The sequence below is a fragment of the Microcoleus sp. AT8-A3 genome, from assembly GCF_036705675.1.
Taxonomy (GTDB): Bacteria; Cyanobacteriota; Cyanobacteriia; order Cyanobacteriales; family Microcoleaceae; genus Microcoleus.
This window is the reverse complement of sequence record NZ_JAUBVD010000052.1, coordinates 21569-45376: the sequence shown is the minus strand read 5'-3', so window position 1 is coordinate 45376 and position 23808 is coordinate 21569. Positions and strand designations below refer to the sequence as shown.

15 protein-coding genes are annotated in these 23808 nt (G+C 45.0%); 6 read left to right on the top strand and 9 right to left on the bottom strand.

The genetic code is table 11. From position 1 onward, the window contains the following. Positions 1-175 precede the first annotated feature (175 nt). Positions 176-409: a hypothetical protein gene (locus tag QUB51_RS23830; protein ID WP_333053920.1), complete on the bottom strand. Its 234-nt coding sequence runs from the start codon at positions 407-409 to the stop codon at positions 176-178. A 221-nt stretch (positions 410-630) separates the two neighbouring features. Here QUB51_RS23830 and QUB51_RS23825 point away from each other — a divergent pair, with 221 nt between their 5' ends. Next, entirely contained in the window at positions 631-852 is a 222-nt protein-coding gene (locus tag QUB51_RS23825) for a helix-turn-helix transcriptional regulator (protein WP_333262932.1), read from the top strand. 63 nt (positions 853-915) lie between these two features. Here the strand turns inward: QUB51_RS23825 and lipB are convergent, their stop codons facing one another. Further along, positions 916-1599 (bottom strand): lipoyl(octanoyl) transferase LipB, encoded by a 684-nt coding sequence (gene lipB, locus QUB51_RS23820; RefSeq protein WP_333262935.1) that lies wholly within the window; start codon positions 1597-1599, stop codon positions 916-918. 152 nt (positions 1600-1751) lie between these two features. Here lipB and hpf point away from each other — a divergent pair, with 152 nt between their 5' ends. Both hpf and QUB51_RS23810 read left to right on the top strand, forming a co-directional pair. Beyond that, positions 1752-2405 carry a ribosome hibernation-promoting factor, HPF/YfiA family gene (hpf, locus tag QUB51_RS23815; RefSeq protein WP_333053915.1) on the top strand — a complete coding sequence of 218 codons (654 nt, stop codon included), beginning with the start codon at positions 1752-1754 and terminating at the stop codon, positions 2403-2405. Between the two features lie 454 nt (positions 2406-2859). After that, positions 2860-3291 carry a hypothetical protein gene (locus tag QUB51_RS23810; RefSeq protein WP_333262938.1) on the top strand — a complete coding sequence of 144 codons (432 nt, stop codon included), beginning with the start codon at positions 2860-2862 and terminating at the stop codon, positions 3289-3291. Between the two features lie 322 nt (positions 3292-3613). Here the strand turns inward: QUB51_RS23810 and QUB51_RS23805 are convergent, their stop codons facing one another. The 3 genes from QUB51_RS23805 to QUB51_RS23795 form a co-directional block, all read right to left on the bottom strand. Further along, a complete protein-coding gene (locus QUB51_RS23805; protein ID WP_333210896.1) occupies positions 3614-4072 on the bottom strand; it encodes a peroxiredoxin in 459 nt (152 codons plus the stop codon). 248 nt (positions 4073-4320) lie between these two features. Further along, positions 4321-5217 (bottom strand): metal ABC transporter permease, encoded by an 897-nt coding sequence (locus QUB51_RS23800; protein WP_333262940.1) that lies wholly within the window; start codon positions 5215-5217, stop codon positions 4321-4323. A gap of 631 nt (positions 5218-5848) precedes the next feature. Beyond that, on the bottom strand, positions 5849-6658 hold the full coding sequence (locus QUB51_RS23795; protein ID WP_333053907.1) for a metal ABC transporter ATP-binding protein: 810 nt from the start codon (positions 6656-6658) through the stop codon (positions 5849-5851). Between the two features lie 102 nt (positions 6659-6760). On the opposite strand from QUB51_RS23795, the gene QUB51_RS23790 reads away from it, so the two are divergent. After that, positions 6761-8128, top strand: coding sequence for a metal ABC transporter substrate-binding protein (locus QUB51_RS23790; protein ID WP_445243064.1), 1368 nt, complete (start codon positions 6761-6763; stop codon positions 8126-8128). Positions 8129-8348: 220 nt separating this feature from the next. Here QUB51_RS23790 and QUB51_RS23785 read toward each other — a convergent pair whose 3' ends face one another. The 4 genes from QUB51_RS23785 to pheT all read right to left on the bottom strand — a co-directional run bounded on the left by QUB51_RS23785 (position 8349) and on the right by pheT (position 18255). Next, a complete protein-coding gene (locus QUB51_RS23785; protein ID WP_333262942.1) occupies positions 8349-12011 on the bottom strand; it encodes a helicase-related protein in 3663 nt (1220 codons plus the stop codon). Then, on the bottom strand, positions 12001-15036 hold the full coding sequence (locus QUB51_RS23780) for a hypothetical protein (protein ID WP_333262945.1): 3036 nt from the start codon (positions 15034-15036) through the stop codon (positions 12001-12003). Before QUB51_RS23780 ends, QUB51_RS23785 begins: the two co-directional genes overlap by 11 nt. Before the next feature lie 13 nt (positions 15037-15049). Further along, complete coding sequence (locus QUB51_RS23775) at positions 15050-15319, bottom strand: YciI family protein (protein WP_333210883.1); 270 nt, start codon at positions 15317-15319, stop codon at positions 15050-15052. Between the two features lie 464 nt (positions 15320-15783). Continuing rightward, positions 15784-18255 carry a phenylalanine--tRNA ligase subunit beta gene (gene pheT / locus QUB51_RS23770; protein ID WP_333262948.1) on the bottom strand — a complete coding sequence of 824 codons (2472 nt, stop codon included), beginning with the start codon at positions 18253-18255 and terminating at the stop codon, positions 15784-15786. Positions 18256-18788: 533 nt separating this feature from the next. Here pheT and QUB51_RS23765 point away from each other — a divergent pair. Both QUB51_RS23765 and QUB51_RS23760 read left to right on the top strand, forming a co-directional pair. Continuing rightward, positions 18789-20420, top strand: a complete 1632-nt coding sequence (locus QUB51_RS23765) for a serine/threonine-protein kinase (RefSeq protein WP_333053896.1) — start codon at positions 18789-18791, stop codon at positions 20418-20420. Positions 20421-20607: 187 nt separating this feature from the next. Then, positions 20608-23781, top strand: a complete 3174-nt coding sequence (locus QUB51_RS23760) for an MASE1 domain-containing protein (protein ID WP_333053895.1) — start codon at positions 20608-20610, stop codon at positions 23779-23781. The last annotated feature ends 27 nt before the right edge of the window (positions 23782-23808 follow it).

Sequence of the window (23808 nt, the reverse complement as noted above, 5' to 3'; positions counted from 1 at the left end):
TGGGATGGGCGTCCCGCCCGTCATGAGTGGACGGGCGGGACGCCCATCCCACTTTCAAGAGTGGAAGTTATTTAATTATCATTCCTAAGTGATTGGGTCGAGAATTAAGCCTGATGTTTTTGATAATTTAAGAACGATCGCACTTTGCTCAATAAAGGGCGATCGCCCTGAAAAATTATTCTTTCCAGTAACGGGTTAAAATCCGCATTACTTCGCCTGCGATCGGGGACGGTAAAGGCGGGCTCCATTCACCAACTTCTGCAAAACCCAAAACGTGCAGCAGATTGATGAGGCTTTCGACTCCTTTGGGAATCCCGCAAATCAACAATCGGATCGGTTGCTTGCCGGTGGGTGCGTCGGGAATTTCTTCGCGCAGGAGTTCGGGAACTGACTTTGGCTGTGATATCATGAGTTTTAACTACACAATAGTCGGATAGCTATCGCCCTTGAGTTTTCGAGGCCAAGGGGCGATAGCTTTTCCGTTTGGACATCCTCAGCATAGTTCATTCGCTGCTGCAAGTCAAGCGATACGACTAAAAATATTGCCGATACGGCAACACACGTGTTAGTGAAGGTTGCAGGATGCTAACATCACCTTGCAAAGTCCTGGCTAGTAGTTGAGCACCCGCAGTGATCCGTTGGAAATTGGCAGTTGTAATGGCCGATCGCAATATCAGCAATAAAGAATTGGCGGCTAGAGTTGGGATGCACCCAACATCTGTTTCTAAAATCAAAACCCGCCGCCGGCTGACAAGAATTGATGAAACAACTCTTGATGCTCTGTGCAAAGCACTAAACTGCCAACCGGGCGATTTAATGGTGTATGAGGAAGACCAGCCCGATCGCACTTAAAAAACCGACTGCGATAGTTAGTAGTGTTGACAGCGACGCACCCTACACATTCGTGAAGCGAAGCTATCCCGTAGGGAATCGCACAATTTCCACTGCAAAAACGCGAGCAAACTCAGCGACAAGGATCGATCGCACTCGATCGACCTCAATTCCGGGGATAAACTGCTCTAAACTGCCAACAGGTCGATCGGGAATCCCGCAAGGTACAATTTGCCCAAAGCCTGCGAGATCGGGACAAACATTTAAAGCAAAACCGTGCATCGTAATCCAGCGGCTGACTTTAATGCCGATCGCACCTACCTTGCACCCATCCACCCAAACCCCAGTCATACCGGGAACCCGCGAACCCTTCAACCCCAAAACTTCCAGCACCCCCAGCAGCACTTCCTCCAACTGCCGCAAATACCAGTGCAAATCAGGCTGGTGACGGCGCAAATTTAAAATCGGATAGCCCACCAATTGGCCCGGACAGTGGTAAGTCACCTCGCCGCCCCGCTCAACTCGGTGCAGTTCCGCCCCAGTTTGGCTTGGGTCAAATTTCAGAAATTCCAGCTTTGCTCCCATTCCCAAAGTGTAAACCGGCGGATGTTCCAGCAAAATCAGGACATCTGGCAAATCTGGCTTGTCGCGGCGTTCTTGCACCAGTTTTTGCTGGATTTCCCAAGCTTGGGAGTAGGGAACTTGTCCCCAATCGAGGAGTAAGCAGGGTTGTGCATTTAACTGTTGAGGGATGAGAGGAGAAATCATGCAAAAAAGTCAATAGTGTTATTACGGAATATTGGCGCAGTTTAAATCAAGAATTGTCAACATATAATAAAAGATTTGGAAGATAAGTGTTTTCGAGAATACATAGTGCTACTGTATAAAATATACCGAAGTTACAGAAGGGAGGGAGCTCTATGAAGCTTGTTATCCAGGGTAAAAATATAGAAATCACCGATGCGATTCGCGAGTACGTCAATCAAAAGGTGGAAAAGGCAGTTAGCCATTTTCAAAATTTGACTACAGAAGTGGACATACATCTATCGGTGGCTCGTAATCCCAGGATCAATCCTAAGCAGACTGCTGAGGTGACAATTTATGCTAACGGCAGCGTTATTCGGGCTGAAGAAAGCACGGAAAGCCTGTATGCCAGCATAGATTTGGTTGCCGACAAGATAGCTCGTCAACTGCGGAAATTTAAGGAAAAACGCCACGACAACAAAATCCAGAGTAGTGTTAAAACGGTTACGGCAGTTGAAGAACATCCTGTAGTAGCGGATCTAATTGGCGATCGAACTCCCGAACTTCCTGCTGAGGTGGTACGGACTAAGTATTTTGCTATGCCTCCAATGACTGTGCAACAAGCTTTGGAACAATTGCAGATTATCGATCACGATTTCTATATGTTCCGTAATGCGGAAACAGACGAAATTAACGTACTCTACGAACGCAAGACTCACGGTGGCTATGGAGTTATCCAACCCCGGCACAGCAACGGTAACGGTAATAGCAAAAATGGCAAAACTGCCGAAAGCGCTACATCTGAAAAATCGAGTGTTGCAAAAAGCTAGATAATTGCTGAGTGCTAATTGTTAATGGCTGCAAGTCGTTAGCAAAAAAGGACTAAAGTCCTTACTACGAACCACGAGTTTTTAGTAAGGACTTTAGTCCTTTCTTGGTTTTTTAGAGAATCATGACTGAGGTGCTGACTACGAACAAGTGGTAAAATCTGTCTTTACCAGCTAGCTGTATCTCGCGACTAAATCTTTCGCTGCTTGTCGGTGTTTTTCTACCAAACTCGGCGGGGAAAGCACTTGGGGGCTATCCATATATCTTTGCACCCACAGACTGAATTCGTTCTCTGAGCGATCGGGCAAATCTATCTGATAATTAACATACAGCAGCTTGCCAAAACTGTCCCTGGGCCGTTCCTTAATTTTTTGTCGCGGGTGTCGCAGATATCCCTCTAGACTCCTTGCGCTGTCTGGGGTGTAGAATGGAGGTGAAACTAATTGAATGGAATGTATGCGGAAGTTAGTTTTCTCAGATACAGAAATGTTTTATCGTGAGCTAAAGACAGCCTTGGAGCAAAGTGAGCAAGTTGAAGTTATTACAGACTACGAGCGATATTCAGACCTTCCAGAGAAGTTAAAAACCATTTTTGAGTTACACAAGAACAAATCGGGAGAGTGGGTAAATATAGCTACAGGCGCATTCATCCCTTCTTCTGCTGGAGTTACTACAATTAACTACTCTGCCCTCTATATTTTTGCTGGTGCTGGTGCAGGTGCTATTCTTGGATTTATAGTTGGTGGCCCTGTTGGAGCAGCAGTTGGCGCTGGTATCGGAGCCTTAGCTGGAACTGTTGCTGTTGCGACATCAAGCGGAAGGCATCATGTAGATATAGAAATTGAGGCGAATGGTAAACTCCGGCTTAAGATTAGCCCAATCGATTGAACAACGTGACACTCCCCACTCGCTGGGGAAACTAATTGAATGGAAAGTTTGTTAACTCTGGGGTCAAGTTTGATAATCTGTGTTGGTGCTCCCCACTGGCTGGGGAAACTAATTGAATGGAAACTGACCTGCATCGGCGCAATGGTCGCACCAAATTTGTTGGCCCAACTCCCCACTCGCTGGCGAAACTAATTGAATGGAAACGCGCGGCCTGCACTGCGATTTTCGCGCCAATATCGAAGAAACCGGGTTTTTTAGCTAATCTGCTAGATAGCAAATCATTTTCGTAAAAAAACCCGGTTTCTGGCCACCCGCGCGCCACCTAACTTTTAATAGCTTCCAAAGTTTTGAGTGCTTCTGCAACGTGTGCTTTGAAGTCTAACATCGAGTCAAAAATATGCTTGACAATGCCTTCTTTGTCAATGACATAAGTTACTCTACCGGGCATAATCCACAGGGTAGCTGGAACTCCGTATAATTGCCGAACTTTGTTGCCAGTATCGCTCAGCAGTGTAAAGGGTAGCTGATATTTGGCAGAAAATTGCTGGTGCGATTGTTGCGAATCTTCGCTAATTCCTATGACTTCTGCGCCTGCGTCTTTGAAGACTTCGTAGCTATCTCGAAAAGCGCAAGCTTGAGTCGTGCATCCGGGTGTGTCGTCTTTGGGGTAAAAGTAGACTATGACGTTTTTTTTACCTTTAAAATCTTTGAGGCTGACTGATGTGCCAGTTTGAGATGGTAAGGTAAAATCGGGTGCGGTGTCTCCTACTTTGACGCTCATGTTTTTTTAACTTAGTAGATTTGTTGGCGTGAAATTTTAACTTTTGTTATTGTACTGTTTTTTTGAGCAATAGTTCGCAGTTGCGATCGCCCGATTCGGGAGTATCTGAGATGTTGCACCATTCTCAATAAGCTTTTTAGGAACAGGCTTTTCGGCCTGTTCCACAAAGAGTGAATTTTCTTGTGGAACAGGCCGAAAAGCCTGTTCTTGAGAATGGTGCAAGATGTGAGTTACTACAAAGTTATTTGTTATCTGCCTTTGGTTAAATTTTTCAATTCCCGCCAGATTGGAGGAATTTGACCGGAGTGTGTGCGGGGCTGGGTGAGGATTCCTTGAGTAGGACTGAACAGCAATGATAGCACAAATAACCCCGATGCAACTAAAACTATTGCGGGCCCGGATGGTAAGTTATAAAAGTAGCTGAGATACATTCCGCTAATGCTGGAAATAACTCCGATTATTGCGCCTAAAATCATTACTTGGTGCAGACGAGTGACTAGGAGATAGGCGGTACTTGCAGGTGTAATTAATAGGGACAAGACTAGCACGACGCCAACGGCTTTGAGGCTGGCAACTATTGTGAGGGCGATGAGTACCATCAGTCCGAAGTTGAGCAGGTTTACTGGTAAACCTGTTGCTTGCGCTCCTAATGGATCGAATGTGTAAAATAGCAGTTCTTTGTAAAAGAATACTACAACTAATAAGACTACGGCGACTATGACGGCTGTGTCGATCGCATCTTGGGCGGTAACGCCCAGGATGTTGCCGAAAAGAAAGTGGTTGAGGTCGATTTTGTTGTCTTTTTGGACGATCGTAATTAGGGTGATGCCGAGGGCGAAGAATGCCGAAAATACGATGCCCATTGCGGCGTCTTCTTTGATTGTCGATCGAGCTTTGATCCAAGCTATGATTACTGTACTCAAAACTCCGGCAATGAACGCGCCGATAAAGATATTTCCTCCGAGGATAAATGCGATCGCCAATCCGGGCAAAACCGAGTGGCTGATGGCGTCTCCGAGCAAGGCCAGCCGCTGTACCATTAGGTAGCTGCCGACGATCGCGCAGACGATGCCGACGAGAATGGCAATTATGAGCGATCGCTGCATGAATCCGTACTGCAACGGCTCAATTAAGGTTTGTATCATAAAATTATCAAATCAAAGTTAACTAATGACTAACAACCAAAGCAACCCGGTTTGAGCCGAGATGTTGCACCATTCTCAATAAGCTTTTTATGAACAGGCAAGATGCCTGTTCCACAAAGAGTGAATTTTCTTGTGGAACAGGCATCTTGCCTGTTCTTGAGAATGGTGCAAGATGTGAGTTTGAGCCGAGATTTTCGTTGCCCAATTCAAGATTATCAAAAAAACCGGGTTCAAGAGTGTAACTCCTAGATTATTGACATACTCACCGACCTGAAGGTGCGGTGATTCCTAAGCCTCACAGCTTAGGTTTCTGCTTCTTAGCAACTGCCTCTACCCACAAGGAGATTTGGTCTTACGTTCGCTCCACAGACTAACCCCGCAAGCCCTGCGGTTTTATGTGTCGAATACCAACAAAAATCTTTGTTGTTTGATTCTAGGGGTGGACTGCCCATTGCCCTGTCCTCTTTTCCCGGTCTACCGATTTTTCTTCCCCGTTGCAGTCATTGCAAGCTTTGGTGTTAGGGTTTATGTCTCCATCGTCGCGGGTGGGTCATTGACCAATTATATTTTAACATAAAGCCGTCCTAAAAGGACGGGGTTTCTACCCAATTTTTTAATGACTGCTGGCTAATTAAGCTGCTTGTCCGGCAAAGAACATTACTTGTCCGCCGTAGGCGCGGTAAAGGTTTTCTTTTGTTAGCACTTCTTGGCGGGAACCAGCGGCAATTAATTCTGTATTTAGCAAAATTAAATCGTCAAAATTCGTAATTGATTCGCCTAAGTCGTGGTTGACTACTAAGACAATTTTTCCGGCATTTGCTAGCTGGTGGAAGATGTCGAAAATGATATTTTGAGTTTTTTGGTCAACGCCGACAAACGGCTCATCAAAGCAGAAAATAGCGGCTTCTTGGGCTAAGGCTCTAGCTAGAAATACTCGCTGTTGCTGTCCGCCGGAAAGTTGTCCGATCGGTCTGTCTTTGTAAGCACTCATGCCTACTCTTTCTAAGGCATCGGCAGCGGTGCGGCGGCTAGCTGCCGAGAAGCGGCGAAACCATCCGGCTTTTCTGACTCTTCCCATCATCACGACATCCCAAACGGTGGCGGGATAGTTCCAGTCAATTTGCGATCGCTGGGGCACGTAGGCTACTGTTTCGAGTCGATCGGCGATCGCTTCTTCGCCCCAGGTAACAGTGCCGCGATCGGCGGGAATTAAGCCCAACATTGCTTTGATTAGGGTGCTTTTGCCGGCACCGTTGGGGCCAATAATACCCGTCAGCCTTCCCGGTTTGACGGAAAGATTGATATCTCTGAGTGCCTCTACCGTGCGGTAGTTTACTGCTAAGTGCTTAACAGCGATAATTTCAGTGTCCGTAGCGCTGTCTTTGAGGTGGCAAACCATTTTAGACCAAGGATTCTCGTTGGGCAAGGCGGCGGTATTCATGGCGGTGAGTCTATCTCCTTTTTATTAAGTTTACTGTAAAAATGAAAAGAATATGAAATCATCGGTAAATAGGAATAATCTGGAACGCACGAGAGGTAGATAATGGGACAGTGCAAGCTCGAAACCCCTCAAACCATAGGTTTGGCGGCGAAAATCTCAAGTCGGTTAAAACTGATATCTTCCACCCTTCTCAAGAACGGGCAAGATGCCCGTTCCACAAAGAGTGAGTTTTCTGGTGGGGTGGGCATCCTGCCCGTCAAGAACGGGCAAGATGCCCGTTCCACAAAGAGTGAGTTTTCTTGTGGGGTGGGCATCCTGCCCGCCCAGAACGGGCAAGATGCCCGTTCCACAAAGAGTGAGTTTTCCTGTGGAACAGGCATCTTGCCTGTTCCTAAACAAGTTATTGAGAATGGTGCAAGATGTGAGTTAAAACCGACGGCGATTGTGAAGCAATCCGATAAAGGGGAGTTTAGCCGTGAGTCGGGGATTGAAACCGCCGCCCCTGGATGGGACAAGTCCAAGGCATTTTGGATTAGAACTATTGCTTGCGGCATTTTGACTGTGGGTTTATTTAGTTGCGCTCAAACCCAGGGCGATCGCCTCTCTCCACAGGCAGATGCTAAACCCAAGGTAGTTGCTACCAGCACAATTATTGAGGATTTGACCGATCGAGTAGCGGGCGACGAAATTCAGTTAACAGGAATTTTGCAGCCGGGAACCGATCCTCACGTTTACGAACCGGTGCCAAAAGATTCTCAAGCTTTAGAACAAGCTAACTTAATTTTGTATAACGGTTACAATTTGGAACCGGGATTAATTAGAATGATGAATGCCGCCGGAATTAAGGCGAGGAAATTAGCAGTGGGGGAAGTTGTCAAGCCTTTGCTACTGAATAAAGAAGGTAATACCGTACCCGATCCGCACGTTTGGGGAAATGTGGAAAATGCCGTTCAAATGGTGGAAGCGATTCGGGATGCGCTAATCGAACTGTCGCCGGAAGATCGGGAGAAGTTTACGCAGAATGCTGTGAAACTTACTGAAGAGTTAAAACGCTTGGATAGTTGGATAGAACAACAGATTAAAACTATTCCCGAAAATCAGCGCAAATTAGTCACAAGTCACGATGCTTTTCAATATTACAGCCGCGCCTACGGATTGGGAGAGGCTAACAGTTTGATCGGGATTAGTACCGAGGAACAGCCGAGCGCTCAAACGGTGCAAAAGTTAGTAGAATCGGTGAAAGCTGCGGGAGTTCCTGCTATTTTTGCCGAAACTACAATTAACCCGCAACTGATTAGAACAGTGGCGGAGGAAGCGGGGGTGAAATTGGCGGCGCAGCAACTTTATTCGGATTCGATTGGAACCCCCGGAAGCGAGGGTGATTCTTATGTGAAAATGATGTCGGCTAATACTCGCGCCATCGTCGAAGCTTTGGGGGGGAAATACACGCCGTTTGAAGTTAGCAAGTAGCAAGTAGGGTGCGTCAATCGATTTTAGATTTTAGATTTTAGATTTTAGATTGAAGCCTTGACCCCACGGATAAATTGGGGGGCGTGTTTATCGGATACAGGTTTTCTATTTCTGGACGGATGAATCCGGGGGCTTGTATCCTGATGCTTTCGGTCATCCTTGATTCCCAATCTAAAATCTAAAATCTAAAATCTAAAATAGTCTGACGCACCTACAAGTTTCAGTTTACCTGCTTCGACAAAATTAAATTGAGCACGTTCAATTCGTTGGAACTTAAAAGATATTTATCTGTAAAAATCTTTTCTCGACTTTGCTCTAAACTGTAGCTTCTAAACACGATAAATGGGAAATCTCGATACTTGTGTCCGATCGGCATTACACTGTCTATAGGGTAGATCGATCGCACATAAGCCGACAAAATATCCCGAAACCGCCTATCTTCCGGTTCTTCCAGTTGGCTGTCAGCAAAATACTCCTGCATCTCCTCCCCGCTGACAAAAGCAAACAGCGGTATGGCATAATAGCGATCGAACTGCTGACTCTGCTCTTCAAAATACTGAGTTTTCTCGACTTCGCTGTTGAGAAATTGCAAAAGCTCGATCGCACCTCCTCTTATAGCCGATATTACATTCTCCGGGGACGAATCGCTATCCCTAATTAGACACATTTTGTGCAGCAACTTCTTCTCTAGACATTCCTTAATTTCTCGATGCAGCCGCATCTGGTATGTTTCTACCAAATTTTGCTTAGCTAGAGGTACGAGCAACAAACTACCGCAAACATGACCGATTTCTAAATTATCATAGCTCAACAAACCATCAAGAGGATTGCACTTTTCCAAAAACTTACGATTAAAATCGTCCCGCATTTCCAGATAAAAATCGCCCTTTTGACGAGACTTATCAGAATTTTTCAAAACATAATCCCCGCGACTCAAAAGCTGTTCCAGACTCGTATAAACCTCCTTAAACAACATATTTCCTCGCTGGCTCTCGCTCTTTAATGTCTTAATTAGAGCCGCCATTTTGCTGCTAAATGTATCCCCTACTGCGGAAACCGACTTACCGCCGATGGGAATCATCAAAAACTTTTCCCTACCTAAATAACCGTATCCCGAAATTCGCGTCATCACCGCCGTCTTCAGAATTAGCAATAAATTCAACAAACTCAATTTGCTTTCTTGCAGGGAAAGTTCCGCATCATCAGCGTAATAAACTGCGGTATCAGATAGGTAAAAAACTAATTCTTTGTCTTCACCATCAAGGGTTTTACCGTTGTCATATTCTCCGCGTCCCCGATAAATCACCTGTATGATTTCCATGAGATTTTTCTCAATCTGAAAGCGGGGAATATCAACTAAAATATGCTTAGTTTTCGGGAAAGAAAGTCCGCGACTTCCCGATGCAGTCATAAAGATTACTTTAGCTGTATTTTTGTATTTCTGTATTTTTTCTTTCTCCTCTTCCGAGATATTCGCGTGAATTTCCAGATAATCGGTAAACTGCTCAAACTTTTCGCGACTAGCTTTAATTTTTTCAATTAATTCGGCTAATCTTTGCTTGTTTTGAATATATACTATAATTTGTTCCACACCGGGGATTGCTAATCGCTGATTGATATCCTCAATTATTTCAGATTGTACCCGCTTTACTAAATTACTATTTTGTTTTAGAGGCGCATCTTCACTGTATTTAACAGTTTCGACAAATACCTTATAAGTTATCTCTAAACTGCGCGCAGGGTAGGAATTCGCATTAATCACCTTTGCAGCTAGATTGTTAAATTTAAAAGGAATAACTTGTAAAGGTTGAATTTCTTCCGAATCTTTCGCTAACTTTTTAAAATAGATTTTGTCCGGTTCCGGTGACGTGTTATCAAGGTGCTGTTTAATCACATCGCAGTCCACAATCGAAGCATCTGCGACAATAATTTTAGTATTAAAACCATGTTCCAGCTTGTGTAACTCATGTTTTTTGACAATCTTAGCAATTCCGGCTAAAAACTCAACCCCACCATCATCTCCCGTAATTTCATCTATCATAATGAAAATATGTTTGATGCGGCTGGAGATTTCTTGCATTTTCCCCGCTATAACTTTTTTGGCGACTTTATTGTAAGTATCTTGAAAAATTTTATCTAAATGCTCTAGGGTATTTTGTCGGTTTTCTTTCATCTTCACCGATTGAATAGAAACGGTAGCTACGATATTATTAGATACCTGGCAATTTATCAGCGCGTATATACCTTCGCAAATGCTCTTAAGCACTCCATTTCCTTTGGGATTAATGGGTTTAATTACTGTTTCTCCCTTTTTTTCAAGTTCTGATTGATGATATTCCTTCCTCTGAATTTCTGAATTATCCTTGAGGTAGCGAACAGTTTTTTTGGTGAAATCTTTGCGATAGCTATTCGATGCGTACTTGACGGTACAGTGTCCTGAATTACTTTTGATGATATCGGCGTTAGTGTTGATACAAAATAATCGATCGTCGCACAGCAAACCAGTATTTTTATCTTTGAATTTTTCGATAATATCCAAGTTTACTTGCTTGCGGGGACTGACGTACAGAAATAAGAAACCGTCGTCGATATGGCTGCTTAGGAAATTGGCGATCGCAGTTGTTTTCCCAATTCCCGGATTCCCCGTCAAAAAGATATAACTTTCATCAGATTGAAGCGCTTTCACAATCAATTGAGCATGAGCATTTCTCAGATGTAATCCGCGATCGATTTGCAAATCATTTGCCAGTTTATCTGATATAATATCTATGGAATTAGCAAAATTATCAATCCGCTCTGTATGAGGTACAGGTTCAGTGACATTTTTACCAATTCCTAACAGAGCATCAACAAAATTTTTGCCTTCTTTAAAACTGCGAGCCGCGTTTAGTTGAACAACATCCAAAACTTCGCTGCGAGCATCGCTAATCTCTTTACCTTTCGCTTCATTCTGGTAAATTTTGGCACAAGTTGCTAATAACTTAATTTTGTCCTTGCGTAGGGAAATAGCGCTAATATTGCGATCGCTATAACCGACAACATTCAACAAAACCTCAGCATCATGAGGAATAATACCAGTTGTTTGCAGAAAACCGTAGAAGCTGTGAGCGTAGCTACCCGCCTGAATCAACTTAGCGCTTTCCTTATCCTTATACTTAAAAGCCGTAAAATAGCGTTTTAAATCCTCGGAGAAATCAACACCTAAAGTGCTAGTATCGATTCGCAGATTAGAAAAAACACTTTTCGATCGCAAATAGCTAATTTCTCTGAGCAAAGACTTCCGCATCACCTCTATTTCGTTCAGATTCTCGACTTTTTCCGAAGTCAACGGGGGAGTAAACACAGATAAATCAACGCACAGAATTCTAAAATCCTTACCATTCTGTAACAAAATCAGGGTATCAGCTTGCAAAAACTCGCCTTTTTCCTTGTAGCGACGGATGTAGGAGTTAATCTCATCGCCTGATAAATTGGGTTTCGCAGTTTTTAACTGAGATAATACCTCTTTAAATCCTGCTTTTGCATCCTTATTATAAGTTCTGATACTGTTAGCATCGCTAAAACTGCACTGACAGTACAAAATATTCACCAACTTTAAATTCCAGCCAGTAGATTTGATGTACTCCCGGAAAAAATTTAACCCACCCAAAAAGCCTTTTTGAACAAAAAATAAGCTCCATTTTTCAACAATTTTACCATCCAAACTACCGAGCAAATTAGCTTCTCTGGTAATTTCCGCCATCATCTTTGGCAATTTGAGTTTATGCAAATCTAGACGATAGGAATCACCAAAATTATGAGCTATATTTTCCCGCTGAATATATGCCAGAATCCCGATATTAAATCCCACCTCAAACAGCCGCCCAAAATCTTCACCAATCATGATTAATACCTCCCTCACCGACATTCAATACTTCTCTTACCTTATTCAAAAATGCCAGGGAATTAAAATCTGTGCTACCGCCAGCATGACTAAATATAGACAAAGCACCAACCGATTCATCGCCAATAATTCGCTCGTAGGGGTCAAGTTTTAAACTAATATTGTGACGAGCTTCATACCGAGAAAAGTGGAATATTGTTAGATAATGTAGCAAAGTATTTTTGATTGCACCATCATAAATCAAACCTTCACGAATATCTTGATCGTCTAGGATACCTTGATAGATATTCAACAGAGTCGAGTAAGAAATCACACCGTTATAAAAGTTTTTTTCCTCCCTGACTCTAATTCCGTTAAACAAGTTGAAAAACATCACAGCTTGCTGACTGGTATCTGCAAACAAGCTTTCAAGCTCCATTGCATCCTGAATATAAAAGGATTTTCCCTTATCGCCGAGGAAACTGCGGACATAGTATTTGTCAAAGAATATCGGATAAATTTTGATATCTCGGCGCTCTCCTTTCAAAGTTCGGAGCAATTTTTTTGACATGAAAGACAATTCCTCATCTTCCTCAGTCTTGGTAATATGCAACCTACTCATGTAAGGTGCTTGGGAAATATATGCGAAATTTCGATATCCTTGCTGATAAAGCTGGCTCATGACATCTTCAAGGATTAACGGCTCAGAATAAAGACGACTGACACTGTAATTTTCGGAAAGTGTTTTCAGCATTTCAACTTGAATTGTGCTATCGTCTAGGCGATTGATACCGACAACTTCTCCGATTAAACTAGCTTGTCTTTGGAAGCGGTTTTGATTACCTTTTTTCGCATCACTATCTCGACTGGAAACAACAATAATTGCTAACTTGTCTAACTCGGAAGCTAGCTGAACATTGTCGTCGAAGCGAAACTTTTTAGGAAGGATTGAATACAGGGAACTCAAGCCGTTACGAATTGTGAAACCATTGGGCGTTTTTCTAATCCGAAATCCTTGAGAAGTTGAGCGTTGTTTTTGACTCAAAACATGAGACAACGTTTTGGAAAGATTGGCCATAAATTTTTCTGACGGCGAAGGGTTTTTGTCGTCGCCTTCGTGAAGTCTCACCATCGGAATAAATAAGTTGCCCGCAGTATTTTCAAGCAATATCCTCAGACAGATATAGGACAGCAGCAGCATGGTAAACTTATATACAAAAATCGCGGCAGGTTGTAAACCTTTATCACCGCTGTCTAGTCGTCTGTTGTTATACCGGAATAACAGCAACTTATACTGCTTGAAAAAATTGTTATATGCACTCATCCGACTTTCGGGAACTGAAGCTACAGGCAAAACATCGACATCTTGGATATTGTATTCCATGCTGAAATTTTGGCGTTCATCAGTAGGAAAATAGCGGACATCTTCTATGGTGATATTGACTGGTAGCTGACAAATAGATCTTTCATCGACACTAGGATCTTTGACGGTAATATAATGGAGCGTTTGCTTGTAATTTCGCTCCATAATTTCATTAAAAAATTTACCAGTAGTCAAAATATTGTCAATATCCTCTACCAGACCAATTTTGAGGTTTACGTGTCGCGTTTCTGTTCGGGTTGGTAAAATTGTTTGACGCTCCAGAAAGCCTTTTAGCATTCTTCTCAGATGCGTAATTTTGTGCTTTATATTAAACTGATTAAATCCTTTAATAAAGTTGCGAAATAGCTCTCTTTTTGCCTCATCATCAGAACCTTGTAGGACTGGCAATACTCTTTGCTCAAATATGGCGATCGGCTGATAATTGAACTCAGATTCAGGATCGTAATCTTTTGCTAGTGGATTGCTGCGGGAAGCAAACACAAAATAGTATAGTAATGCTATTTTAAACACCTTGCGGACGAAGGTTTCGCTATTAACATCTTCGGCAAATTCTGCTTGATGTTCTTCACTGTCTGGATTTAGCAGATTTAGATAATATTCAAATACATCTTTTCCACCGCGCGCTTGAACTGAGTTATCAAATTTGACTTTGAGTCCAAAAATAAACTTACGTTCGTTACGAGCATTGTCGGTACTTTCTCCCAAATAACCTTCTACAATGGCAATAATTGGCAGAAAATCTAAGGCTTCCGCTCTCGCAAATATCTCTCTGTAATTAACTCTAATACCAGCATAATTAACCTCGTGATCGCCATCAGATTTACTTGGATCGTTGATATAATCTTCTATCAATCTGAGGCGACGAATCAAGTCTTGTAAGTAGATGATTCCTACAGTATCTGTACTGCTATCGCGAATGTGTTCTAGCAGATAGTCCAAATAAATAATCTTAGCTTCTTTGTTAATTTTCCCCAAAGTTTCTTTATCTACCAGTCGGATTAATTTGTGAAAATCCGAGTCAGGATTTTTAACCATCTCATCAAGACGGTGGTTAAGGTCTTCTTTCTCACTGCTAGTCTCGGCATTTTCATTGATATAGTTTTGCAAACCCTGCTTGAGTTCTTGTTCAAAAATATCAGTATTTCGGACGGCAACGGTCAATTTATGCAATTTTAAAGCTGCATGGCTTCCAGTACCTCGGCTTTCCAAAGTTAGCCTTTCTTTTTGTAAAGAAGTGTGGCGGGTGCCAAAATCGTATTTAAAGCCTAACTCTTGGCCGTTTCCGCGAAAATAGGGTGAGTCTAAGGGACTAATCAAACTAGCGACAAACCTTTCAATCGAGGTATTTTGAGGCAGTTTAGATTCTAATTGCTGCCGCAAACACTGTTGAATCTGTCTAACTTGACTGCCAAAACGCTCCTCAATTTCCGGCGGTAAGTTAACAGTGGCAGAATCTGCTTGGGGTTCAAAAGAACCCAAGGGTTGCCGCACTTGCTTGTTGGAAACATCCGCAGCAATGGTGTCAATATCAATTAGCAAGCGGCGGCTGTCTTCTGATACGCTAAACGGGTTTTTAGTCTGCAATGTTTCTAAAATCTTGTCCAGCAAATCGCCATAGTCTACTGGCACTAAATCGCTGGCATCCAATCTTAAGATGTTCACCCTGTTAACTCCTTTAAAAAGCTTGAATCCACTCTTTCACATCGTACTCAGTCCAAACCCCATTTACCCAATAAGGATCGGCTTCCACCAATTCTCGCACGGCCGCCTCATCTTCTGCTTCGTAAATTGCAAAAACTTTTGTTAAATCTTTTGTAGGCCCGATCGTACTTAACACGCCCGATTCCTTCTGCTTAGCCAATCCGGCTAAATGAGCGTCTCGAAACGGAGCGCGTTTTTCGAGAACGTCTTCGCAGTAACTTCCCCACATTACATATTTGGTCACGGTTTTGAGCCTTAGATGAATTTGTTTAAAAGTTATTGTACAATAAGAGTAAGAGGATTTAACTAAAATTTTAAGAATAAGATTAATGAACCGCAGAGGGCGCAGAGGGCGCAGAGGAAGAGGGAAAAGAGAGAGAATTGTTAGATAAGAGGAGAAATTTATTACTTTAATGGCTGAGGAGATGTTGCGGCCAGTGGTGTTAATTTAACGCTTTTTCCCTGAGTCCGGCAGGGGTTGAAACCCCCGCCTCAAAGCTGAAGTCCTCTCAAGAGGACTGAAGAGTTCATTAGTTAGCAATTATGCACTTTAGACGGTTTTATTGCAATAATTTGAGATTCTTCGCTTTGCTCAAAATGGCAAATTTACCTGGTAATCCGTAAATCTTATTAGTCCTCTTAAGAGGACTTTAGCTTTGAGCCAGGGAATTCATTCCCTGGCGGTTTATTAGTGAGTAGCGGCTTATTTTAGCTTCTCAAACTAACGCCGAATTTCTCAACTAAAACATCGCGCACTTTTTGTTGGGCCGGTTCGACATCGGTTTCGCTCAAAGTTCGATCGCCCGCGCGGTAAATTAACCGAAAAGCCAAACTGCGCTGTCCCGCCGGTACGTTGTCGCCCCGATATTCGTCGAACAATTCCACTGAATCCAGCAAACTACCCGCCGCCTTTTTCATCGCACTCTGCATCTCAACAACCGGAACTTCAATCGGTGCGAAAAACGCAATGTCTCTGTCAGAAGCGGGGAAACTCGAATAATTCGCGAATTTGCGAGTTAAGTTGTGCGATCGCCCTAATTCACCCAACAGCACCGCTAAATCTAATTGAAACACGTAAACCTGCTCAGGCAAATCCTTTTCCTGCTGCAATTGCGGGTGCAACTGTCCAAAAACCCCTAAATGTTTCCCGTTTAACGATAACGCAGCCGTGCGGCCAGGATGCAAGCGTGTATTAGAGGAATCGCTTTGATATTCCACCGACAAACCCAACTCTTGAAATGCGCTTTCCAAAATACCTTTTGCCTCAAACCAACTCAAAGGTCGATCGCGCCCTCCCTGCTGCCATTTCCACACAGTCGGATCGCCGCCGATAATCCCCGCAACTGCATCGGCTTCCTTCATTGTGGGGAGTAGGGGTTGGGCATCCTGCCCGCCCTCTTCTTTCCAGAAAATGCGGCCGACTTCAAAACCGTTTAGCGCCCCATTTCCCTGTTCCAAATTGTACTGAAAAGCATCAATCAAACCCGACAGCATTTCAGTCCGCAAAGCCGAATACTCCACAAACAGCGGATTCGCCAGCACCACCTGATTGTCTCCCTCAGTTTTCACTAAAGAATAGTGCATCAACTCCGTCAAACCGGCCGCCCGAAAAGCCGATCGCACATTCCGAATTGCCGCGTATTCCGGTGACAGATAACCGGGTTCCGTTTTGCTGGGCAAAGTATCGCAGAAATTGTCATAACCGTGGAGTCTGGCAACTTCTTCAATTAAGTCAATTTCCCTTTCTAAATCGCGGTAACGGTAAGGAGGAACAGTTATCCCAAACACCCGTTCTTTTTCCGTTGGAACAACTTCGCATCCCAAGGCTGTCAGAATATTTTTTACCTCTTCCGGTTCCAGATATTTAGAACCGCCCGTTTGTCCTCTTTTCAACTGCCCCAAAACCAGATTTACTCGGTCTAAACGCAATTCGAGCGATCGCGAAAAACTCAAATCCTCGCCCGAACTCGCCGTTTTCTGCACCGTCGCAGTGCCTCCAGCCAACTCCAAAATTAGGGCAACAGCGCGGTTGCAGGCCGTCGTCAAGGCCGCCTGATTCACCCCCCGTTCGTAGCGGATCGAAGCCTCGCTCCGCAGGCCTTGAGCGCGCGCAGAACGGCGAATCGTTGCCTGGTCAAAAATCGCGGCTTCCAAAACTAAATTTTGCGTTCCTTCGTGAACTTCCGTATCTTCGCCACCCATTACTCCAGCTAAGGCAACGGGTTTGTCGCTAGCCGTAATTAACAGATTTTGTGCTTGCAAATTGCGGTTTTGTCCGTCCAAGGTTTTGAAGGATTCCCCTGTTTTGGCAAAGCGGACGCCGATGCTGATATCTTGAGTACCCGTGAAAGATTGTAGGCGATCGCGATCGAAAGCGTGCAGCGGTTGTCCCCATTCCAGCAAAATGTAATTAGTTACGTCAACTACATTATTAATTGGCCGCACTCCCGCCGCCTGCAACCGCTGCTGCAACCAAGCTGGAGAAGCAGCAATTTTCACACCTTCAATTGCCGTGCCGATGTAAATCGGGCATCCTTGCGGTTCGGATATTTCTACTGCCAAACCAGGAGTTTCTTTGCCCTCAATCGCCACACCATTCGCTTCGGGAATTCTCAAACTCGCCCCAGTCAGCGCCGCCACTTCCCGCGCTACACCCACCATGCTCAAAGCGTCAGCCCGGTTGGCCGTTGCTGTCAAGTCTAAAATCACGTCATCTAAACCCAAAAGCGGGCGAATATCGCTGCCCAATTCGGGATTTTCTAACTCAAAAATGTGAATCCCGGCTGACTCTTTAGATAGTCCCAATTCTGCCAGGGAACAAATCATTCCTTCGGAAGGAACGCCCCGCAATTTAGCAGGTTTAATCTTTAAATCAATAGTCGATAAATAAGTGCCGACAACAGCGACAGGCACGTAAATGTCGGCTCTAGCGTTGGGTGCGCCGCAAACAATATTCAAAGCTTCACCAGAGCCGACATCCACTTGACAAACTCTCAATTTGTCTGCATTCGGATGCTGTTCGCAGGCGATGATTTTGCCCAAAATTACACCGCTTGCCCACGGGCGGCGGTCTTCGATATCTTCGACTTCAAACCCGGCCATTGTCAGGGTTTCGGCTAATTCTTCCGGGGATATCGACACATCCACCAATTCCCGCAGCCAGTTTAGAGAAATACGCATAATTTAGTCAGTAGTTAGTTGTCAGCGATCGGTAGTTATTAGTCATTAGTCTGCGCCGGCAGGCTTCGACTGTGCAGTCACAGAATTGATTCGGCAAAGCCTTTACTACCATAATAATTTAAATTTGTCAATAGTTTTGCGGTATACATAAGCAAAAACGAGCGATCGGCCCAAAGGTAGATGTCTACTGGGGGATGAGTAGCATTCTCATTCCGAGAATGAGGTATGCTAGATACATCTAACAAGGCAAAAAGCACTTAAGTTTAGAAAGACTTTACACAAAAAAGCACAACTTTAGCAAGTCTTTAAACTATCTTCAAGGATAATCAACCGAAAAAACTCACTGCAGCGAGATAATCAAAATAGGGAAAAGATATCGGCATAAAAGACTTAGGTGCAATTCCAATTCGCAATCGAAGGCACGGCTTGCCGAAACCTGATAGATTAGTATGTCTACCAGAAGCAGGAACAGGCTATTTGTGCAGTCGAGCGGCGCTGACAAGATCAGAACAACATAGGCAAACTCAATCAATATGAGCTACTGCGTAAATCCGGGCTGTCCCCATCCTCAAAACCCTGCTGACTCTATTCTTCAGTGTCAGACTTGCGGCGCGCGGTTATTGCTGCGCGCTCGCTACCGAGTTATTGAACCGTTAGGACAAGGAGGTTTTGGAGCTACTTTTCTGGCAAAAGACATCTCTTTGCCCGGTCAACCGAGTTGTGTAGTCAAGCAACTGCGACCCAGTAGTTCGTCGCCGCGAGTTTTAGAAATGGCGCGGGAATTATTCAAGCGAGAGGCAAAAACCCTCGGCCAACTGGGCGACCACCCGCAAGTACCGAGGCTGCTAGACTATTTTGAAACCGAACAGCAATTTTACTTAGTTCAAGAGTATGTTAGAGGCTCGACTTTGAAACAAGAAGTCAAGCACTCAGGCCGTTTCAACGAATCTGACGTTAAAAATTTTCTATTAGAAATTCTGCCAGTAGTGCAATATATCCACAGCCAAGGAGTAATTCACCGAGACATCAAACCCGCAAATATTATTCGCCGAGTTCAAGACGGGCACTTAGTTCTGATTGATTTCGGAGCGGTAAAAGACCAAGTTAGCCAAACAATATTATTAGACCCCGCCGACCAAAGCGCCAACACGAAATTTTCAGTCGGCACATTTAGTTTTGCTCCGCCGGAACAAATGGCGCTGCGGCCGATATTTGCCAGCGACATCTACGCGGTGGGGATGACTTGCTTGTACTTGTTGACAGGAAAGTCGCCCAAGGATTTAGATTTTGATGGAGTAACCGGCGAAATTGTTTGGCAGCCCCACGTTCAGGTCAGCGCATATTTTGCGCGGATTCTCGAAAAAATGCTAAAGCCGATGGTTGGCCACCGCTTCCAATCGGCAGCAGATGTCCTCAGAGCTCTCTCTGGCGAATTTGAAGACCCAAGTCTTGTCGATGGCTTGGCAACTCAATTCAACGGCTCTTCTCGTACTGTTGAAGAACCGACAATATTTAATGACGAGGGTTCTTCGTGGTCACCGCCGAGGAGTAAAATTAATCAAGATTTACGATCGAACCACACCCGCGCTGGTAGAACTTCCTTGGGCCAATCTGGGAACACGGGGATGCAGCCCAGAGTTTCCCGGACTCTGGCTGAGTCCGGCAGAACTTTCGGAACGGTTGGACATTCTAGCGACAATTTAGCAGCGTCAAAGGTATCGAAAGTTGCTCCTAAGTGGGACACCAACAGCTTGCGAGCGGCATATTTTAAAGGCAAGCGCGATTTTGCTGACTGCGAACTGTCTGGCCTGCAACTGCAAAAATTGCAGTTAGCGGGAAGTAATTTTTATCAGGCTAGGTTGGTGAAGGCAAATTTGCAAGCAGCGGATTTGTCGGGGGCGAATTTGGGTCACGCCCGGTTAATTCAGGCGAATTTGCGAGATGCTAATTTGACTGAGGCTTATTGCAGCACTGCCAATTTTGAAGGGGCGGATTTCCGAGGTGCTGACTTGACGGGGGCTTATTTGACTAAGGCGAATTTGCGGGGAGCAAATTTGTGCGGGGCGAATCTTACCAACGCTACAGTTTCTGACGAACAACTGGCAATGGCAAAGACCAATTGGCTTACTGTTAAGCCGGATGGTAAGCGGACTTTTGGATTTTAAGCAGTCATTTGTCAGTAGTCAGTAGGCAGTAGGCTGTAGGCAGTTGTCATAAGTTAACAGTCATAAGTTAACAGTCAACAGTCAACAGTCAACTCCCCCAGTCAGGTGAGTCGTCAGGAGGAAGTTCGATCGCCGATCGGCCGCCTAAATTAAAAACTAGGAATGGAGGATTCGATCGCACCTAAACATGAAACTGCTCAACCGCCGCACTCGAACGCTTCTGTACACCGGCATCCTGGCGCTGGCCTACTTTGTTACCGGAAAACTCGCAGCGTCGATGCTGGGACTGGTGAAAGCCGAAGCCTCCCCCGTGTGGCCGCCCGCCGGTATTGCTCTAGCGGCACTGCTACTGCAAGGGCGACGGATGTGGCCGGGAATTGTCCTCGGTTCAGTGCTGTTAAACTCTACCGGCGGTGTACCGTCGGCTGTCATTGCCACATCGGCCTTTAGCGTCACCCTGCAAGCGCTGGCTGGAGAGGCTTTGCTGACTTGGAGCGGATTTTCTACTAAACTCGATCGACTGCGAGATGTTCTGGCTTTAGTAGCGGGGGCTGTCATCGGGTCTACTTTACTAGGCTCTATCCTCGGCAACTTGGGTACGTGCATTTTTGGTTGGGCTCAGTGGAGCAATTTCTCTCGCAACTGGTGGACTACGTGGCTGGGAGACGGTATGGGAATTTTGATTGTGACGCCTGTGCTCCTGACTTTGAACCACGCGGTTAACAGTTTTAAATTTCCACTCAAACTGAGATGTTTCATTATTCTCAATTACTTGTTTAGGAACAGGCAAGATGCCTGTTCCACAAGAGATGAATTTTCTTGTGGAACAGGCATCTTGCCTGTCCTTGATAATGGTGTAAAATGTGAGATAAAACCTGGGATTATTTCAAGTTTAAAAACATTTTTTAACTGGGACAGTTACCCATCACAAGTTACAAATTATTCCAGGAGATTTTCGGCAAAGTCAAACCGCTATAATCTTCTATTTTTAATTGTTAATTATTCCGAAATCGCGCTCTGGCTGACTCTCTTGCTGAGCGTGAGCTGGCTGTTTTTTTGCTCAAAAACACAAGCGGCTATCGCTCTGTATCCGCTGGAGTATCTGCCTTTTCCTCTGATAGTTTGGGCCGCTCTGCGGTTTCAACCGGCAGGAGCGATTTTTGCTTATTCGATCGTCTCTTACATCGCGATTTGGGGAGCAGTACAGGGAGGCGGCCCGTTTTTGGCCAAAAGCGATAATCTCAAACAGGCGGTTTTATTTTTACAAGCTTTTACCGGTACGATCGCCCTTGTGGCTCTGATGTTGGCCGCCGCCGTAGCAGAACGCCAGCAAGCGCTCTTTGAGGTGCGCCGCACGGCGGCCCGGCTGCGCGATCGCGAAGCTAGTTTAGCCAACGCTCAGCGCATCGCTCAGTTGGGAAATTGGGATTTAAATTGCGCCGCCCTCACAGCAACTTACAACTGCCAAGAATCCGCAGAACATCATATATCCCATATCGAATTGCGGTGGTCAAACGAACTTTACCGCCTCTTGGGTTTTGCTCCTGGAACTGTCAAACCGACACCATCCGTTTTTTTGCAAGCTGTACATCCAGAAGACAGAGAATTGGTGGCGCGATCGCAGCGCCAAGCTATGTTGGAACGCCAAGCCTATTGCATTAACTACCGAATTGTGCTGCCAGATGGCTCCGAACGCACTGTCTGCGAACAGTCGGCAATTGAGTCAGGGGCGATCGCCGCCACAGTCCAAGACGTTACCGAACGCCACCGCGCGGAAACCGCTTTGCGGGCGTCCTCCGATCGCGATCGCTTGCTCTCAGAAATCGCCCTGCGAATTCGCAACTCCCTCGACCTCGAAGAAATTCTCAATACTACTGTTGCCGAAGTCCGGCAATTTTTCAAGGCAGACCGCGCTTTCATCGGTATTGTGGACACGGACGGGGTAAATCTTCCTAGCCCGGTGTACGGTAAGGTTGTGGCTGAGTCTGTGGGAGGCCAATGCCGTTCTCTTTTGGGGTGGGTACTCGCTGACGAGAATCAGCTCGAAAACCAGAAAACTTTTTATGCTAACAACCGCGTCCGAGCTATCTCCGATACTGCTAGCGTTCAACAGAGCGTTCCAATTGCCCAATTGTACAGCGATTATCAAATTAGAGCGACGTTAAATGTGCCGATCTTCCTGGGGGATGAATTGTTCGGGATCTTGGCCGTCAACCAGTGTTCCGGGCCCCGCCAGTGGCAGGAATTTGAAATTGATTTGTTGGAAAAACTCGCTACCCAAGTGGCGATCGCCCTACAGCAAGCCCAACTTTTGCAGCAGGTAAAAGCTCTCAATGCCAACTTGGAATCTCAAGTGGAGGAACGCACCCGCCAACTACAGCAAAAAATGCACGAGTTGCAAGAAAGCAACCGCCTGAAAGACCTATTTTTGCACGCAGTTTCTCACAATCTCCGCACTCCTGTTATGGGAATGTTAATACTGCTGAAAAATTTGCTCAACAAATCGCCCTCTGACTCTCTACAAGATGTTCCGGTTTCTCGATCGATTTTGCAGCGCATCGTTCAGGCCAGCGAACACCAGTTGACTATGGTTAATACCCTGCTCGACGCTCACGCTAGCGAGGTGAAAGGGATTGTTCTCCATACTGTACCGCTGCATTTGCCGTCTTTAGCTTCAGCCATTGTTGCCGATTTAGAACCGATGCTGGCCAAAAATCAAGCAACTTTGACGTTTGAAATTCCGGCGGATTTGCCACAAGTCAATGCCGATCGCCAACACTTGCAGCGGGTGCTAGAAAATCTGTTGACTAATGCTATTAAACACAATCCTCCGGGAGTCAATATAACTTTTAAAGCCGAGGTAATTGAAGTTGAAACAGCGCTAAGTTATGAAGAAAATTCCCAGGCTTTAACATCTCCAACTACTCAGATTGCCCGCTGTATCGCTAACCGGATACCTGCTGCGGGCGATCGTCCTAGGATGGGCGAAACCACCCAGAAAAATCAGGAAACCCTGGCCAAATTCAACCTCGACGGCAGTTGCAAAATGCCCCGCTATCAGGGCCAAATTGGCAATATCGGCAGCAAATTGCCGGGTGTCACCGTAAAAATGGTTCGCTGTACTGTAACAGATAATGGAGTGGGAATCAGCGCCAAACAGCGGGAATCTTTGTTTGAACTTTACGTTCAAGACCCTAATAGCCGACAATTAACAGGGTTGGGTTTGGGATTGTACCTCTCCAAGCAAATTATCAAAGCTCACGGCGGCTCGATCGGCGTCGAAAGCACTCCCGGCGGTGGTTCGACTTTCTGGTTTTCGCTACCTGTTGTCAACTCGGACGATCGATCTTTGTCAATCTAAAATCTCAAATCTAAAATCTAAAATGAT